Annotated in this window: 14 protein-coding genes and 1 tRNA gene; 10 read left to right on the forward strand and 5 right to left on the reverse strand. The window is 70.7% G+C overall.

Going from position 1 to position 16530, the window contains the following annotated elements; translation table 11 throughout:
* Window positions 1–55: 55 nt before the first annotated feature.
* A tRNA-Met gene (locus tag CSX12_RS06180) sits at window positions 56–129 on the reverse strand.
* Window positions 130–226: 97 nt separating this feature from the next.
* Here CSX12_RS06180 and CSX12_RS06185 point away from each other — a divergent pair.
* Window positions 227–1042: a carbon-nitrogen hydrolase family protein gene (locus CSX12_RS06185; protein ID WP_124895208.1), complete on the forward strand. Its 816-nt coding sequence runs from the start codon at window positions 227–229 to the stop codon at window positions 1040–1042.
* 9 nt (window positions 1043–1051) lie between these two features.
* On the opposite strand, the gene CSX12_RS06190 is transcribed toward CSX12_RS06185, so the two are convergent.
* Window positions 1052–2254 (reverse strand): aminotransferase class I/II-fold pyridoxal phosphate-dependent enzyme, encoded by a 1203-nt coding sequence (locus CSX12_RS06190; RefSeq protein ID WP_124895209.1) that lies wholly within the window; start codon window positions 2252–2254, stop codon window positions 1052–1054.
* A 98-nt stretch (window positions 2255–2352) separates the two neighbouring features.
* Here CSX12_RS06190 and CSX12_RS06195 point away from each other — a divergent pair, with 98 nt between their 5' ends.
* The 3 genes from CSX12_RS06195 to CSX12_RS06205 are packed head-to-tail and all read left to right on the forward strand — an operon-like array spanning window position 2353 to window position 6628.
* Complete coding sequence (locus CSX12_RS06195) at window positions 2353–3894, forward strand: trypsin-like peptidase domain-containing protein (RefSeq protein WP_225855791.1); 1542 nt, start codon at window positions 2353–2355, stop codon at window positions 3892–3894.
* Between the two features lie 47 nt (window positions 3895–3941).
* Window positions 3942–5195: a CDP-glycerol glycerophosphotransferase family protein gene (locus tag CSX12_RS06200; RefSeq protein ID WP_124895211.1), complete on the forward strand. Its 1254-nt coding sequence runs from the start codon at window positions 3942–3944 to the stop codon at window positions 5193–5195.
* Window positions 5192–6628: a CDP-glycerol glycerophosphotransferase family protein gene (locus CSX12_RS06205; RefSeq protein WP_124895212.1), complete on the forward strand. Its 1437-nt coding sequence runs from the start codon at window positions 5192–5194 to the stop codon at window positions 6626–6628. The genes CSX12_RS06200 and CSX12_RS06205 overlap by 4 nt, the downstream gene beginning before the upstream one ends.
* A gap of 15 nt (window positions 6629–6643) precedes the next feature.
* On the opposite strand, the gene CSX12_RS06210 is transcribed toward CSX12_RS06205, so the two are convergent.
* Window positions 6644–7717, reverse strand: a complete 1074-nt coding sequence (locus CSX12_RS06210) for a glycosyltransferase family 2 protein (protein ID WP_277425114.1) — start codon at window positions 7715–7717, stop codon at window positions 6644–6646.
* An 85-nt stretch (window positions 7718–7802) separates the two neighbouring features.
* On the opposite strand from CSX12_RS06210, the gene CSX12_RS06215 reads away from it, so the two are divergent.
* From CSX12_RS06215 to CSX12_RS06240, 6 genes are all read left to right on the forward strand, one after another.
* Window positions 7803–9086 carry a CDP-glycerol glycerophosphotransferase family protein gene (locus tag CSX12_RS06215; protein ID WP_124895213.1) on the forward strand — a complete coding sequence of 428 codons (1284 nt, stop codon included), beginning with the start codon at window positions 7803–7805 and terminating at the stop codon, window positions 9084–9086.
* Window positions 9083–9859, forward strand: a complete 777-nt coding sequence (locus CSX12_RS06220; protein ID WP_017203288.1) for a biotin--[acetyl-CoA-carboxylase] ligase — start codon at window positions 9083–9085, stop codon at window positions 9857–9859. The genes CSX12_RS06215 and CSX12_RS06220 overlap by 4 nt, the downstream gene beginning before the upstream one ends.
* A 50-nt stretch (window positions 9860–9909) precedes the next feature.
* On the forward strand, window positions 9910–10464 hold the full coding sequence (locus tag CSX12_RS06225) for a PH domain-containing protein (RefSeq protein WP_026049870.1): 555 nt from the start codon (window positions 9910–9912) through the stop codon (window positions 10462–10464).
* A gap of 97 nt (window positions 10465–10561) precedes the next feature.
* A complete protein-coding gene (locus CSX12_RS06230; RefSeq protein ID WP_124895214.1) occupies window positions 10562–11686 on the forward strand; it encodes a 5-(carboxyamino)imidazole ribonucleotide synthase in 1125 nt (374 codons plus the stop codon).
* 129 nt (window positions 11687–11815) lie between these two features.
* A complete protein-coding gene (gene purE, locus CSX12_RS06235) occupies window positions 11816–12283 on the forward strand; it encodes a 5-(carboxyamino)imidazole ribonucleotide mutase (RefSeq protein ID WP_124896823.1) in 468 nt (155 codons plus the stop codon).
* Window positions 12280–13734, forward strand: a complete 1455-nt coding sequence (locus tag CSX12_RS06240; protein ID WP_017203284.1) for an LCP family protein — start codon at window positions 12280–12282, stop codon at window positions 13732–13734. Before purE ends, CSX12_RS06240 begins: the two co-directional genes overlap by 4 nt.
* A 184-nt stretch (window positions 13735–13918) precedes the next feature.
* On the opposite strand, the gene CSX12_RS06245 is transcribed toward CSX12_RS06240, so the two are convergent.
* Window positions 13919–14503, reverse strand: coding sequence for a hypothetical protein (locus CSX12_RS06245; protein WP_124895215.1), 585 nt, complete (start codon window positions 14501–14503; stop codon window positions 13919–13921).
* 143 nt (window positions 14504–14646) lie between these two features.
* Window positions 14647–16410 (reverse strand): DUF4012 domain-containing protein, encoded by a 1764-nt coding sequence (locus CSX12_RS06250; RefSeq protein WP_017203282.1) that lies wholly within the window; start codon window positions 16408–16410, stop codon window positions 14647–14649.
* Window positions 16411–16530 lie beyond the last annotated feature (120 nt).

Below are 16530 nucleotides of genomic sequence, written 5' to 3' on the forward strand. Positions count from 1 at the left end.
AAAGGAGAAGGGCCCTCTGACCTGGATTTCTCCGAGTCAGAGGGCCCTTCATTTGTTGCGGGGACAGGATTTGAACCTGCGACCTCCGGGTTATGAGCCCGGCGAGCTACCGAACTGCTCCACCCCGCGGCACAAGAGATAACTTATCACGGATTCCGGGGTCGGTCGAATCGAGGCGACGCCGCACGGGAACCCGGGCGCGTCGTGGATGCGAGAGGATGAGAGCATGTCCGCACCTGCAGCCGTCCCCGTCGCCGTGTGCCAGTTCGCTCCCACCGCCTCCCGCCCCGACAACCTCGAGCGGATCGCCGAGCTCGCGACCGAGGCCGCCTCACGCGGAGCGAGGCTGATCGTGTTCCCGGAGTACTCGAGCTACTTCGTCGACCCCCTGGATGAGAGTCTCGCCGCCAACGCGGAGGACCTCGACGGCACGTTCGTGACGACGCTGATCGCCCTCGCCGCGGATCTCGCGGTCGTGATCGTCGCCGGGCTCGTCGAGCGTGCGTCCGACGAGCGGCATGTCCGCAACACGGTCGTCGCGGCGCGGGGCGACGGTGTCCTCGCGGTCTACCGCAAGCAGCACCTGTACGACGCCTTCGGGCAGACCGAGTCGGACTGGGTCGAGCCGGGTGAGGTCGGGGAGGCCGCGACGTTCGAGCTCGGAGGGCTGCGCTTCGGACTGATGACCTGCTACGACCTGCGATTCCCCGAGGTCGCCCGCGTCCTGGTCGACGCCGCCGCCGATGCGCTGGTCGTGCCGGCCGAATGGGTCAGGGGGCCGCTCAAGGAGCACCACTGGACGACGCTGCTCGGCGCGCGTGCGATCGAGAACACCGTCTACGTGATCGCCGCCGACCACCCCACCCCGATCGGTGTGGGGCACTCGCAGATCGTCGACCCGCAGGGGGTCGTCCTGGCAGGAGTCGGTACGGCGGAGGGGATCGCGGTGGCGACCGTCGAGCGCGCCGCCATCGAGACGGTGCGGACCACCAACCCCTCGCTGCGGGTTCGCCGGTACGGAGTGACAGCCCGCGAGTCCTGAGGATCCCCGTCAGGCGGAGTACCGCGTCAGCCGGGCCGCCGCCTCCTCCAGCACGTCGATCCGCTTGCAGGCGGCGAAGCGCACGAGGCCGGCGTAGTCGGCTCGATGTTCGGGGGAGACGAAGGCCGAGAGCGGAATGGCCACGACGCCGGCGCGCTCCGGGAGGGCGCGGCAGAACGCCGCAGCGTCCGCCCCGCCGAGGGCCGTCGCGTCGGCCACGGTGAAGTAGCCGCCCCGCGGTGGATGCACCGTGAACCCGGCGGCGCGCAGCCCCTGGCCGAGGATCTGATGCTTGCGCGCGAGTTCGGTCGCCGCGTTCGAGAAGTACGAGTCGTCCAGGCGCAGTCCCACGGCGATCGCAGGCTGGAAGGGCGAGCCGTTCACATAGGTGAGGTACTGCTTCACCGTGAGGACCGCCGTGATGAGCGCCGCGGGGCCGTGGATCCAGCCGATCTTCCAGCCCGTCGTGGAGAACGTCTTCCCTGCCGAGGAGATGGTCAGCGTGCGCTCCGCCGCGTCGGGCAGGGTCGCGATCGGCGTGTGCGGGGAGTGGAAGGAGAGGTGCTCGTACACCTCGTCCGTCACGATCACCGCATCGTGCTGCTGAGCCAACCGCACGACCTCGTCGAGCACCTCCCGGCCGAAGACGGCTCCCGTGGGATTGTGCGGGTCGTTGACGAGGATGATCCGGGTGCGGTCGGTGACCGCCGCGGCGAGCTGTTCCAGGTCCGGTTGGAAGTCCGGGGCTCGCAGCGGGACCGTGCGCAGTCGCGCGCCGGCCAGCGCGACCGCGGCGGCGTAGGAGTCGTAGTACGGCTCGAAGACGACGACCTCGTCGTCCGGGCCGTCGATCAGGGCCAGCAGTGTGGCCGTCAGAGCCTCGGTCGCTCCGGCGGTCACGATCACCTCGGTGCCAGGATCCACGTCGAGCCCGTAGAACCGCTGCTGGTGCTCGCTGATGGCGGCGAGCAGGTCGGGGACGCCTCGACCGGGCGGATACTGGTTCGCACCGTCGGCGATCGCACGGCGCGCAGCCTCCAGAACCTCGGCAGGGCCGTCCTCGTCGGGGAAGCCCTGCCCGAGATTGATCGCCCCGGTTCGGGCCGCTGCGGCGGACATCTCTGCGAAGATGGTGGGCGCGACGGTTCCGTCCGCAGCGAGCAGACCTGCACCCGCTGCCGTGCGCCGCCATGCGCCGGGAATGACACTCATGAAGAACAGGCTAAGGCCATAGCTGAAACTCATCCTCGACATAAGGAACGCACAGACACAGGCGTCATTCTGAAATGGTCGTTGAAGGAGCACACACCATGAACGAAGACAAGACCCCCGACCAGTCGGCAGCCGCGTCGAACGACGCCGTGCCGTCCACCCAGGCCGCAGAGGTCGCCGCCCAGTCGGCGACGGGTGCCGCCGCTGACACGCCGAAGCCGGCCCCTGCCGCGCCGGTGCACGGACACGAGGTGCCGTCGACGTTCACGTCCCCTGCGCCCGCCGCCCCCGTCATCGCCTCGGTGCCGCACGGTTACGCGCCCCCGTCCGCAGGACACGCGCCCGGCGCCGCTTTCGGCATCCCGACGGCTGCCTCGCACACCCAGCCCACGCAGCCGCTCGGCGACGCCTCCACCGCTGGGCCCAAGGTGAAGGAGCAGAAGCGAGGCGGCACGAGGATCGCGGCCTTCATCGTGGCGGCAGCCCTCGTCGGCGGCGTCGCGGGCTTCGGCGGCGGCGCCCTGCTGAACGGCCTGCAGGAGACCCCGTCCTCCGGAACGGCCACCGGACCGCAGACCGTCACCGTGAACAATCCGGGCTCGGTCAACGAGACCACCGCGGTCGCGACGGCCGCTCTGCCGTCCGTGGTGACCATCGAGGTCGCCGGTTCCGACCAGGCGGGAAGCGGTTCGGGTGTGATCATCAGCGACGACGGCTACGTCCTGACCAACACGCACGTCGTGACCCTGGGCGGCGCGGTCGCCGATCCGACGATCCGGGTGACCACCTCCGACGGCCGCATCTTCGAGGCGACCGTGGTGGGGACCGACCCGATCTACGACCTGGCCGTCATCAAGCTGAAGGGGGCGGAGGGGCTCACGCCGATGGACTTCGCCGACTCGTCGAAGCTCAACGTCGGTGACACGGCCGTCGCGCTGGGCGCGCCGCTGGGACTGGCGAACTCCGTCACCACCGGCATCGTGAGCGCGCTGAACCGCAGCATCCAGATCGCGTCGTCCGCGCTGCCCGACTCGTCCTCCGAGGACGCGCCGGATCAGCAGCAGTCGCCCGACCAGGGGCAGGGCCAGGGGCCGTTCCAGTTCGACATCCCCGGCAGCGGCACCCCGCAGACCTCCGACAGCATCTCGATCGCCGTGATCCAGACCGACGCCGCGATCAACCACGGCAACTCGGGCGGCGCACTCGTGAACAGCAAGGGTGAGCTGATCGGCATCAACGTGGCGATCGCGAGTTCGGGAAGCTCCGAGGACTCCGGCTCGATCGGAATCGGATTCGCCATCCCGTCGAACATCGCCAAGCGCGTCTCCGACGAGATCATCGCCGACGGCGCGGCGACGCACGGTCTGCTCGGGGCCTCCGTGCAGGACGCGTCGAGCGTCGAGGGCGCGACCGTCGCCGGGGCGTACATCGCCAAGGCGAACGAGGGTGGCGCCGCGGCCGCGGGCGGTCTCGAAGCGGGCGACATCGTCACCGAGTTCAACGGTGTGCCGATCACCAGCGCCAGCGATCTGACCGCGCAGGTGCGCGCGGCGGCGGCCGGCAGCAAGGCGGACGTCACCTACGTCCGAGGCGGCAAGGAGTACGACATCGAGGTGACGCTCGGCGAACTCGCCGGCTGATCCTCCCGTCACGGAGAAGGACGCCACCCGCGCGATAGGCTCGCGGGGTGGCGTCCTTCTCTTTCGGCACCGGCAACGCGGCCAAGCTCCTCCGGATCCCGCTGTATGCCGTCGGACGCATCGGCACCCTCATCCTCCCGCGCGGCCGTCGCTGGGTGTTCGGCTGCGGCGCCGGTATCGGCGACGGAGCGCTCGCGCTGCACCGCCACGCATCCGCGATGGGGCACGACACGCTGTGGCTCACGGCCACCGCGCGCGAAGAGCGCGACGCAGCGGCCCTGGGCATCCCCACCGCCCCGAAGAACAGTGCCCGCGGATGGTGGGCCACGGCGCGCGCCGGTGTGCTCGTGGTCACGCACGGTCTCGGAGACGTGAACCGCTACGCGAACGGTGGCGCCTTCGTGGTCCAGCTCTGGCACGGCATCCCGCTGAAGCGGATCGGCCTGGACTCCTCCGCGACGACCCAGGTGCCGAACGTACCGGGAGCGGCTGTGCTGCGTCGTCTGGTCGGGTTCCTGTATCGCGCGGCCGCCCAGCGCATCCGCGTGTTGCCCGCCGCATCCGACCGCGCGCGAGGACGCCTCGAATCCGCCTTCGGTCTCGGCGATGACCGCGTGGTCGTGACCGGTGAGCCCCGGGTGGATGTGCTCTCGGCCGGTCCCGCCGAGGAGCGACGGCGCTCCGCGTCGGCGGTGCTCCATGCCGCCGTCGACGACCTTCCCGAGGGCGCGCGCACCGTCCTCTACGCGCCGACCTGGCGCGACGGGGCGCCCGACCCCGCCGTGCCGACCGCGGCGGAGTGGACTCTCATCCTCCGTGCGCTCGAGCAGGCCGACGCGGTTCTCCTCGTGCGCTCGCATCCGCTCGGTGCCGGACGCTACGCGCCGCCGCAGCCGAGCCGCAGAGTGCGGTCGCTCGGCGCCGATCGACTCGCCGACGTGACTCCGGCCCTCGCCGCGATCGACGTCCTCGTCACCGACTACTCCTCGCTCGCCTACGACGTCGGTCTGCTGGGCATGCCGGTGCTGTTCCTCGCGCCCGACGCCGAGGAATACGCGCGCACGCGCGGCTTCTACGGCAGGTACGAGGACGTCGCAGGTCCCGACCCGGCGAGGGACTGGACGCAGGTGGTGCAGCAGCTCGAGGCGCTGCTGTCCGACGATCGGGCGTACGACATCGCCTCCTCGCGTTCCGCTACGCTCAGCGCGGAGATGCATGCGCATCGGGACGGGCGAAACACCGAGCGCGTCTACCAGGTCATCCGCGCGCGGGGGATTCCCGCGCCGAAGGGAGCAGCATGACGACGGCCCGCATCGATGACGCCGCAGAGGCGCTGGTCATCGCCGGGACCGGTGCGCGACCGGCAGCGGCCGTCCTGGTCGGACCACGAGCGCGCGTCGACGCGCGCATCACCGGCGGCGGCAAGACGTGGAAGGCCACCTTCCCGCTGCAGGCGTCACGGTGGGGCGGGCCCCTGCTCCCGCTGCCGGCCGGACGATACGAACTGCGGATCGCGGATGCCGACCTCGCCGACCTCCGTGTGCCACCCGCGGTCCTGACCGGCGTGCGCATCGCGGTGGACGGGGACGAGGTGCGGATCGCCGCGCCCATCGATCCGGTGTACGAGACGGCCGAAGGGCGCGCGACGCTGGAGGAGCGCTACGTGGCGCAGACCGGCGGGACCGAGAACGCCGTGTTCTTCGAGAGCTTCTACGGCCGGAGCGTCGGCTGCAACCCGCGGGCGATCGACCGGGAGCTCGCCGCCCGTGCGCCCGAGGTGCGGCGGTACTGGAGCGTGACCGACCTCTCGGTCGAGGTGCCGGAGGGGGCGATCGCCGTCGTCGAGGGCAGCCCGCAGTGGTGGCATGCTCGCGGAGCCGCTCGACTGCTCGTGGTGAACGACTGGCTGCGCCGTCGGTTCGCCCGCAAGCCGGGCCAGAAGGTCCTGCAGACGTGGCACGGCACGCCGCTGAAACGACTCGCCCTGCACCGCCCGGGGTTCGACCCGCGGCGCATGGCTGCCGTCGTCAAGGAGTCGCGGCGATGGGACGTCCTGCTGGCGCAGAACACCTACTCCGAGCGCATCCTGCGCAAGGCGTACGCGTTCTTCGGGCGGCCGATCTGGGTCGAGGGCTATCCCCGCAACGACGCTCTCGTCACGGGCGACGCCGCGGCCGTCCGCGAGGCGCTGGGGATCGGCGCGGACGAGCGGGTGCTGCTGTACGCCCCGACCTGGCGTGACGATCGCACCGAGATGGTGGACTTCGTCGACGCCGAGCTGCTCGCCCGCCAGGCGAACGCGGTGGTGCTCGTGCGTGGGCACTCCCGCACGATCGAGCAGGGCAGGGACAGGGCGGGAGCGCGGGTCATCGACGTCACCGGCTATCCGGAGACGTCACGGCTGCTGCTCGTCGCCGACGCCCTCATCACGGACTACTCCTCGGTCATGTTCGACTTCAGCGTCACCGGCAAGCCGATGTACTTCCTCGTGCCCGATCTCGACCACTACCGCGGCCAGCTCCGCGGCTTCTACTTCGATCTCGCCGATCGCGCGCCCGGTCCGCTGGTGCGCACCCAGGACGAGCTCGCTGCCGCTCTGGACGATCCGGACCACGTCGCGACCTACGCCGAGCGGTACGCCGCCTGGCGGCGGCAGTTCAACACGCGGGACGACGGGCACGCCGCTCGACGCGTCGTCGACCGCCTTCTGGACCTGGGGTTCGTCACCCGCTGAGCCCGGGAGTCGGCGCTAGGGGAGCGGGGTGTTGCGCGTTCCCAGACGGGAGGCGTCGACCGTGTCCCTCGCTCCGCGGAGGACTCCGCCGAGGAAGCCGAGCCCCCAGGAGAGGTGCATGGTCGGCAGGACCGCCAGGGTCCACAGCCGTTGGCGAAGGCCGCCGCCGCCGGGCGCGAGGGCGACGCCCACCACGAGCAGCACGTACAGGGCCAGCGGGGTGCAGACGAGAAGCGAGGCGATCAGCGACGCCGGCCCGCTGAGCACTCCGGTGAGCTGCAGGATGCCGACGACGAGGGCGAGGACGACGACCAGCAGCAGGATCGGGGGAGCGAAGTAGCGGATGCCGTTGCGGCGTCCGAAGCGTCTGACGAGTTCGCCGCGCCACGCCCCGGTCGCCCGGAACTGCCTGGCCAGTCGGAGCCAGCTCTCGCGCGGCCAGTAGGTCACGGAGAGGTCCGGATCGAACCACACCCGGTGCCCGGCCTGGCGGATGCGCAGGTTCAGCTCCCAGTCCTCGCCGCGGCGGATGGACTCGTCGAAGAGGCCGACCTCGTCGAGCACGGCGCGGCGCATGACGCCGAGGTACGCCGATTCCGCCTCGCCCTCCTGCGTGCCGCCGTGATAGGCGCCTCCGCCGAGCCCGACGGGGGAGTTGTACAGGCGCGCGACGGCCTTCTGGAAAGGAGAGCGCCCCTCAGCATGCATCACCCCGCCGACGTTCGCCGCTCCGGATCGCTCGAGGGTCTGCAGCGCCCGCGCCGCGTAGCCGGGCGACAACTCGGAGTGCGCGTCGACGCGCACGATGGTCGCGTAGCGGCTCGCGCGGATCGCCGCGTTCAGTCCGACCGGGATGTGCGCCGCGGGGTTGTCGACGAGGCGGATGCGCGGATCGGCAGCGGCGAGCCTCTGCGCGAGCTCCGTCGTGCCGTCCGTCGACGGCCCGAGCGCGAGGACCAGTTCGGCCGGTCCGTCCACGTCCTGGGCGAGAACCGAAGCGACCGCATGCTCGAGGTACGCACGCTCGTTGAGCACCGGCATCACGAAGGACACCCCGGACGGGGGAGTGGGGGATTCGTCAGCGGGCACATGTCGATCATGGCACGACGTCTCGCGCGTTCCCTGATGACAGGGGGGACCCGACCCGCGGAAGACGACGAACTATCCTGGAGGGATGGGTGCACTGTCTGACGCGAAGAAGGCCTACCGTCTGCTGAAGCGGGCGCTCGCGTCCCGGTCCGCCGTGCAGCGCGTGCGTCGACGCCTCGCCGAGCGCGAGCCGCACCCCCAGGGTCGCTTCCAGGTCGCGGTCTACTTCGCCGACGGCGACGTGAACATGTACCAGATGCGTCAGTGGTACCGACCGCTCGCCGAGCTGGCCGAGCGCTGGCCGGTCGTCGTGCTCGCCCGCCAGGCCACCGGCGCGGAGAAGCTCCTGGAAGAGGATGCCCCGCCCGTCGCCTTCGTGCCGAAGATCCGCGATCTCGAGCGCTTCATCGCGACGCAGGACATCCGGGTCGTGCTGTACGTGAACCAGAACACCCGGAACTTCCAGATGTTCCGCTACGGGCGGCGCTGGCACGTGTTCATCAACCACGGCGAATCCGACAAGATGTACATGACCACCAACCAGTACAAGGCCTACGACTACGCCTTCGTCGCCGGCCAGGCCGCGCGGGACAGGCTCTCGCGCACACTGTGGGACTATGACGTGGACCGGCGCACGATCGAGATCGGCCGCCCGCAGGCCGATCACTATTCGGGCATCCTCCCCTTCACCCCGGACGACCGCACGGTGGTCCTGTACGCGCCCACGTGGGAGGGCGACCGCCCCAGCGCGCATTACGGCTCGATCGCCTCGCACGGCGAGACGCTCGTGGCGCGGCTGCTCGCGACCGGCGAGCACCGTGTCATCTACCGACCGCACCCGCGCAGCGGCGTCGTGGACGAGGCCTACGGTGCGGCCCACCGTCGGATCATCGCGGCGATCGAGGCGGCGAACGCCGCGGATCCCTCGGCGCACCACGTCTACGATCACGGGCCCGAGCTCGGCTGGCAGCTCACCGCGGCCGATGTCGCCGTCGTCGACATCTCGGCGATGGTGTACGACCGGCTCGCCGCGGGCAAACCGCTCATGATCACCCGTCCGGCGGATGAGCGCGCCTCGGTGGACACGCAGGGGTACCTCGCGGACTGCGAATGGCTGACGGTCGAGAGCGCGTCGGACATCGTCGCGGAGGTCGAGCGGGTGCGCTCCGACGAGGCGGCGATCGCGCGCCTGCGGATGTGGGTGCAGCATTACTTCGGCGACACCACCCCCGGCGTCGCCACCGAGAAGTTCCACGCCGCGGTGGAGCGGCTCATGCAGGAGTGGGAGCGCTGGGAGGCCAGCGAGGTCGGAGCGGTCCGTCCCGACGAGGACGACGACGACGAGGAAGCCGACGAGGACGAGGCATGACGGCCTCCTTCCCGCTCGCGGGCACGGTCGCCTCACGGCTGGAGCACGTGACACGCACCGGCTCGACGAACGCCGACCTCCGGGCGCACGCGGAGGACGCGGAGGGCTGGCCGCACCTGTCGGTCCTGACCACGCACGACCAGGCGGCGGGACGAGGCCGCCTCGATCGCACGTGGGTGGCGCCGGCCGGCTCCGCCCTCGCGGTCTCGGTCCTGCTCCGGGAGCTTCCTGCCGCCCCGACCGCACGGGGATGGATCCCGCTCGCTGCCGGTGCCGCGATGGCGGCTGCCGTCGCCGAGCAGCTGCCGGGACGCGACGTCGCCCTGAAGTGGCCGAACGACGTCCTGGTCGACGGACGCAAGATCTGCGGCATCCTCGCTGAGGCGACGACAGGGGCGGTGGTCCTCGGCGCAGGTGTGAACACGCGCATGACGGCCGAACAGCTGCCGGTGCCGACGGCGACCTCGTTCGCGGTCCTCGGCGCCGACGTCGACGAGGATCGTCTGCTCTCCGGCTACCTCACGACGCTCGACGGCTACCTGTCCGGCCTCCTCCAGGCGGGCGACGCCATCGCGAGCGGCCTTCACGACGCTGTCTCGGCACGATGCGCGACGCTCGCGCACACGGTCCGGGTCTCGATGCCGGGCGATCGCGTCGTCGAGGGAACCGCTTCGCGCCTCGACCGCGAGGGGCGCCTGGTGGTGGTCGTCGACGGTGCGGAGCACGCGATCTCGGCCGGTGACGTCGTGCACGTGCGTCCGGCCGGAAGCTGACACGCCGCGGTACAGCCGGGGATGTCGCCGATCACGGGCACAATGGTGGGGTGACCCAGCCTGTGACGCTCGGCGGGCGGCCCCTGATGCCGCCACCCGGTACGCCTGCGGAAGAGCTGCTGATCGCGCGCTTCCGCAGCCACGCCCGCCGGCTGTTCTGGTCGGCGCTCGTGCTCATCGCGACCTTCGGGGCCACGGCCTATCTCTACGGCAACCTCCCCGAGGGGTTCGAGGACTGGATGCTGCTCGCCGCCGCCGGTGCGCTCGTCCTGATCGCCGTCGTCATCCCCTTCGTGGTCTGGTTCTCCCGGAGCACGACCGTCACGACGCGGCGCGTCATCGCGCATCAGGGCGTCGGCGCACGTCGCCGTCGTGAGATGTCGCACTCCCGCGGCTACACGATCGCGGTCCGCCGCGGTCCGCTGCAGCGCCTGTGGGGCACGGGGACCATCACGCTGTCGAACGGCGTGGATGCGCCGCTGCGGCTGTCGAACGTGCCGAACGTGACGCTCGTGCATGAGACCCTCGCCGATCAGATCGAGGTCGGCCAGATCCTCGCGCACCGCGACGCGCAGTCCGGCGGGGACGAACCCGGCTCGCTGTGACCCGAGACGGGTCCTCGCGCCGTCTCGGCGTCGCGTCCGATGTCGAGCGGGCGGCTCCCGGTGCGGAAGAATGGGGGCAGACGAATGGAGGCGGCACATGGCGCTGCGAGTTGGCGTGATCGGCGGAGGACAGCTGGCCCGGATGATGATCGCCCCGGCGGTCGAACTGGGACTCGATCTGAGAGTGCTCGCCGAGGAGGACGGCATGTCCGCCGGACTCGCGGCCACGGCGGTCGGGGACTATCGCGATCTCGAGGCCGTGCGCGCCTTCGTCGCGGACGTCGACGTCGTGACCTTCGACCATGAGCACGTCCCGCAGGAGGTGCTGCGCGCTCTCGTCGCCGACGGGGTCGTCGTGCACCCCGGCCCGGACGCCCTCCAGTTCGCGCAGGACAAGCTGGTGATGCGCGCTCGCCTCGCCGAGCTCGGGGTCCCGCAGCCGGATTGGGCGCCCGTGCGCTCGATCGACGAGCTGCAGGCGTTCCTCGACGAGCACGGCGGCGCGGGCGTCGTGAAGACGCCGCGCGGTGGCTACGACGGCAAGGGCGTGCGCGTCGTGCGGGCTGCCGGCGAGGCCGAGGACTGGATGGACGCGCTCGACGATGGCGACGCGCTCCTCGTGGAGGAGCTCGTGCCGTTCGTCCGCGAGCTCGCGCAGCAGGTCGCCCGTCGTCCGAGCGGTGAGATCGTGGCGTACCCCGTGGTGGAGACCGTGCAGCGAGACGGGGTCTGCGCCGAGGTCATCGCGCCCGCGCCGGCCGCGGGTGAGCGGTTGACCGCCGTGGCCAGGGGCATCGGCGAGTCGATCGCCGAGGGACTCGGCGTCACGGGGATGCTCGCCGTCGAGCTCTTCGAGACCGACGACGAGCGCATCCTCGTCAACGAGCTCGCGATGCGGCCGCACAACAGCGGACACTGGAGCCAGGACGGGGCGGTCACGGGGCAGTTCGAACAGCACCTGCGGGCGGTCGCCGACCTGCCGCTGGGCAGCACGGCTGCGCGTGCGCCCTGGTCCGTCATGGTGAACATCCTGGGCGGTCCGGCGGAGGGCACTCTCGGTGACCGTTTCGCGGCGGCGATGGCCGAGCACCCCCAGGCGAAGATCCACACCTACGGCAAGGCCCCCCGCCCCGGTCGCAAGGTCGGACACGTCAACGTCGCCGACGAGGATCTCGATGACGCGGTGTACGTGGCCCGCGCCGTCGCCGCGCACTTCGACTGAGCGGCGCGTCACCGAGCAGACATGCGATTCAAGCGCGCGCCGTTCGGGGAATCTCCCAGCACCAGACCGTAGCCTGATCTGGTGACCGAGCCACTGCACTCCTCCGCCGCGCCCCTGGTCGGCGTCGTCATGGGATCCGACTCCGACTGGCGCGTGATGAGCGACGCCTCTCAGGCCCTCACGGACTTCGGCATCCCGCACGAGGTCGAAGTGGTCTCGGCGCACCGGACTCCGGACAAGCTCATGTCCTATGCGCGTGAGGCGCGGTCCCGCGGCATCCGGGTCATCATCGCCGGTGCCGGGGGAGCAGCCCATCTTCCCGGCATGCTCGCGTCGATGACGCCGCTGCCGGTGGTCGGGGTGCCGGTGCCGCTCGCCTACCTCGACGGGATGGACTCGCTGCTCTCGATCGTGCAGATGCCGGCGGGCATCCCCGTCGCGACGGTCTCGATCGGCGGCGCGCGCAACGCCGGTCTGCTCGCCGCTCGCATCCTCGGCACCGCTGACGACGCGCTCGCCGACCGGGTCGAGGCGTATGCCCGCGACCTCGAGGCGCAGGTCGAGGCGAAGAACGAACGGCTGAAGGACTCGCTGTGACCCTTGCGCCGCCGCGCGCATCGCAGCGCCCGCTCATCGAGACCCGGCCGCTGCGGCACCCGGATTCCTCTGATCCCGGGATGATGGCGAAGCGGGGCTGGTGGCTCGTCGCCCTGAACCTCGTGCTGCCCGGATCCGCGCAGATCCTCGCAGGCAATCGTCGGCTCGGCCGATTCGGGCTCGGCGCGACGCTGGTGGCCTGGCTGCTGGTGCTCGTGACCGCAGGACTGGCCCTGTTCGCCCGTCCTGTCCTGCTGTGGTTCACGATCGGCGGGGGATTCTTCTCGGCGGCGGTCCTCACGATCGTCCAGGTTCTGCTCGTCGGGTATGTCGTGCTCTGGATCGTGCTCACCTTCGACGCGCTGCGCCTGGTGCGTCTGGTGAAGGTGCCAGGGGTGTCGCGCCTCGCGATCCCGGTCGTCGCCCTCGTGCTCCTCGGCCTGGTCGGCGGCGGCACCGCGTACGCCGCGACCGCGGTCGGATCGGTGCGCAGCACGCTGGGATCGATCTTCGGCCAGAGCGGGCCGAGCGTCGAGCCGAGCGACGGCTACTACAACATCCTGCTGCTCGGCGCGGACAGCGGCGACGGCCGCGATTCGATGCGCTTCGACAGCATCTCCGTCGTCTCGGTCAACGCCGACACCGGCGCCGTGACGATCACCGGGATCCCGCGCGAGCTCCCGAACGCCCCGTTCAGCGACGGCAGTCCGATGCAGGAGCTGTACCCGGACGGCTTCGAGGGGCACAGCTCGTCGACCTGCGGCTGGAACGGCTGGATGAACCATGTGCGCAACGCCGCGGAGGTGTGCCGGGAGGACCACGGGACAGGCTTGTACCCCGACGCCGACGCGCACGGCTCCGCCCCCGGCATCGAGGCGACCAAGGATGCGGCGGAGGGTGTCCTCGGCATCGAGATCCCGTATTACGTGTTCGTCGACATGCACGGATTCGCGGAGCTCGTGGACGCGCTCGGAGGTGTGGACATCAACGTCACCGAGCGGCTGCCCAAGGGTGGTCCGCCGGAGGGCTGGACAGGCACCGATGTGAACGAGTGGGCGATCGGATGGATCGAGCCCGGTCAGCAGCGGATGGACGGCGACACCGCGCAGTGGTACGCCCGGTCGCGCTACACGACGGACGACTGGGATCGGATGAAGCGTCAGCGGGAGCTGCAGGAGGCGATCCTCGCGCAGTTCACGCCGCAGACCGTGCTGACCCGGTTCAACGAGGTCGCCGCGGCCGGAACCGCACTCATCAGCACGGACCTCCCGTCCGACAAGCTCCCCGAGTTCTTCGATCTGATGCTCAAGGCGAAGGAGCAGCCGGTGACGACGATCGAGCTCACGCCCGAGTTCGGTGTGGATGAGCACCAGCCCGACTACGCGCACATCCGCGAGATGATCACGCAGTCCCTGCACCCGCCGACGGAGACGCCGACACCGCAGCCCTGACACCCGACCCGAGGCGCGGGCGATCGTGATCGCACCGTCCGGGCGCTCCAAAGCCCACGGCCGTCCCCAGGAGAGGGACGGCCGTGGGCTTCCGGTGAGTTCACCGGATGCACCAGACGACGGTGATCGGAGGGGGAGGGATCACCGTCGTCCAGTCGACCACCGCGCGAGGCGGCAGCCGGACCTAGGCGCGCTTGCGGCGGGAGGCTCCGACCGCGACGAGAGCGCCGCCGGCGACGAGCGCCGCGGCGCCGCCTCCGAGCACCCACGGAGAGACGCTTCCGCCCGTGAGCGCCAGCTCGAAGCCGTCGCCGGTGAGCGGAAGCTCGGAACCCGCGGCCGCGACCCCGGGGTCGTGGTCGCAGCTGACCGCCGCGTCGTGACCGTGCGACACCGTGATCGTGGCGGTGTACGCGCGTGACCCGTTGAAGGCGATGGCGTAGGAGCCCTCGCCGTCGGACGGCGGACGGAACGTGAGCGTCAGGCTCCCGTCGGCTGTGGCGGTGTTGCCCGACACGGCTGCATCCGCGGCGTTGAGCCCGGAGACCGCGACGTTGACGTTCTCCGACGGGAGGAAGAACCCGGGACCGAAAACGATGGTCGAGACTTCGCAGATGTCGATGATCGGGTCGCCGACCTTGACGCCGGGAGGCGTCGAGTACGAGTCGGTCGACGCGGCCGGAACAGTCGGCGCGGCGGTGGCGACAGCGGGCGCGAGCAGGACCAGCGCGCCAGCGGTGAGGCTGATGGCAGCCAGTTTCTTCAGCATGATTTCTCCCCAGAATTTCACGCGGAATCGCCTTCGGACACACCCCTGCGTCCGACTGCGTGGTGTCTTCCTGCCCCCACGGCAGTTTTGCAGACACCAGATATTCCCCAGTGAGTCGACAGTACCCTATCGGCGGGTGAAAGTCACGAAGCGCAGGTCAGAGGTTTCCGCGTCGTCTCGGGAGCGTCGATCAACGGGGTGTGCAGCACCTCGGTCAGGCGCTCTCCGGCGCCCGTGCCCTGGAACTCGACCGTGATGGTGGTCGATTCGCCGGGGGCCAGGGTGACCTCGTGCTGCACGACAGTGCGGTCGTCGAGAACCGCCGTCTGCACGGCATCCTCCTCGCCGTCCCTGTCGATGTGGTCGGGGGTGGCGCCCTGCGGACCGAAGACGGCGATCAGGGTGCGTACGCTCCCGGGGGGAACCCCGTAGAACCCGTCCGCTGTGACGTACTTCGGCAGCGCCGTCGCCGCGTCTGCGGGGGCCGTGTTCGTCCAGGTCACGCTCACCTGGGTCGTGGGCAGTCCGCGGCAGGTGCCGACCGCGGTCGCGATGGAGGCACGGGTGTAGTAGTCCATCTTGCCGCCGGTGGTGTCGTTCATCAGGACGCCCACCGACGAGCCGTCAGCGGTGTCCTCCGGGATCGTGCCGCCCAGAGCCGAGGCCGCCAGCACGGACTCCTCGTCCTCGTGCGCGCTCCAGATGCGGATGCGTCCCTCGCCGGCCGCGTCCGCGAGGGCGCCGACCAGGGCTTCGGGGTCGCCGGCGGACAGTGCCGCGCCGAACAGGGCGCTCGCGACGCCTGCGAAGATCTGGTCCTGGGCAGCCGGATCGGGGACGGCGGCGTAGATCTCGGAGAGGAGGATGTCGGTCACGTTGTCCGCGGTGGCCGTGAACGGGCCGAAGGTGAGGTCGCCGGTGACCTTCAGGAGGTGTCGGGCCACGACGGCATCCACGGCGATCACGCCGTCGACCTTCTGCCCGAAGCGGCCTTCCCATCGCGCGGCGATGGTGGCGCCGGCCTCGCTGAAGTCGGGGATGCTGGTGATGTTCTGCAGGTAACGGCCCGGACGATCCTCGAACAGGGCGACCGTCGACTCGCTCAGCGGCAGCGGTGTCTCCAGGGGCGGGAAGTCCAGCGTCGATGCCTGGGACTGCAGCGTGATCTGCCCGTTCTCGGCGTGCAGCAGGGCGATCGAGCCCACGATCCCGCCGGAGGAGCGCAGCTCGGCGTTGTTCTGCATCGCGAGGACGTAGTCGCGGGGGCCTTCGCCGCCGAGCATGGTCGGCAGCAGGACGGCGGCGCCGTGCAGTGAGCCGACGACCGTCGCGGCCTCGGTGACCGCTGAACGCAGCTCTTCGACGGCATCCGCGAGCGGCGGGAGCGTGGCATCCGCGTCGATGCGTCGTGCGTCGCGCTGGGCTGCGCTCAGGGCGGCGTCGGCCGCGCCGAGCGGCTCCGCGATCGCGGCGAACGGAGCGAGATCGATCTTGCCGCCCGAGAACCCGAGGTTCGCGAGATCGAAGTCGGCCGCCACGTCGAGCAGGGGCGACAGCGCCTCCTGCGAGACGTCGTCGGCGATCTCGGCGACCTCGCTCACCGCGCGGAAGTTCGGACCGAGCCACGGCACCGCGCCGAAGACCTGCCAGACGGGATCGGAGGTGAGGTCGCGAGCCGACGCCGCATTGCGCGCGATGCTCTTCGCTATCGGCTGCGCGCCCTCCAGATCGCCGGCGGCGATCGACGACTTCAGCTGCGTCGCTCCCTTGGCGACCTGCTGGAGATCGTTCACGGCCCCGATCCCGCGGACGGCGACCCAGCCGATCGCGATCAGCAGCAGGGACAACAGGATGCCGACGGTCCACCCGATCCATCGGCGCCGGGCGGGAAGTCGACCATCGCTCACTCGAGCATTCAAACATGAACAGCGCCGTCCGTGGGCGCGGAATCTGTGGGAACGCTGACATTCGGGCGGCGCGGGCCCGGTGCTCCCAGGAGCGAAGGGCGCCCGCGGCTACCCTGATGC

Source organism: Microbacterium sp. Y-01, from assembly GCF_003856715.1.
In the GTDB taxonomy this organism is placed as follows: Bacteria; Actinomycetota; Actinomycetes; order Actinomycetales; family Microbacteriaceae; genus Microbacterium; species Microbacterium algeriense.

Bases quoted from the DNA above. Each gene is read 5' to 3' on its own strand.
- CSX12_RS06185 (WP_124895208.1), top strand. From the start codon at position 227: ATGTCCGCACCTGCAGCCGTCCCCGTCGCCGTGTGCCAGTTCGCTCCC.
- CSX12_RS06190 (WP_124895209.1), bottom strand. From the start codon at position 2,254: ATGAGTGTCATTCCCGGCGCATGGCGGCGCACGGCAGCGGGTGCAGGT.
- CSX12_RS06195 (WP_225855791.1), top strand. From the start codon at position 2,353: ATGAACGAAGACAAGACCCCCGACCAGTCGGCAGCCGCGTCGAACGAC.
- CSX12_RS06205 (WP_124895212.1), top strand. From the start codon at position 5,192: ATGACGACGGCCCGCATCGATGACGCCGCAGAGGCGCTGGTCATCGCC.
- CSX12_RS06215 (WP_124895213.1), top strand. From the start codon at position 7,803: ATGGGTGCACTGTCTGACGCGAAGAAGGCCTACCGTCTGCTGAAGCGG.
- CSX12_RS06220 (WP_017203288.1), top strand. From the start codon at position 9,083: ATGACGGCCTCCTTCCCGCTCGCGGGCACGGTCGCCTCACGGCTGGAG.
- CSX12_RS06230 (WP_124895214.1), top strand. From the start codon at position 10,562: ATGGCGCTGCGAGTTGGCGTGATCGGCGGAGGACAGCTGGCCCGGATG.
- purE (WP_124896823.1), top strand. From the start codon at position 11,816: ATGGGATCCGACTCCGACTGGCGCGTGATGAGCGACGCCTCTCAGGCC.
- CSX12_RS06245 (WP_124895215.1), bottom strand. From the start codon at position 14,503: ATGCTGAAGAAACTGGCTGCCATCAGCCTCACCGCTGGCGCGCTGGTC.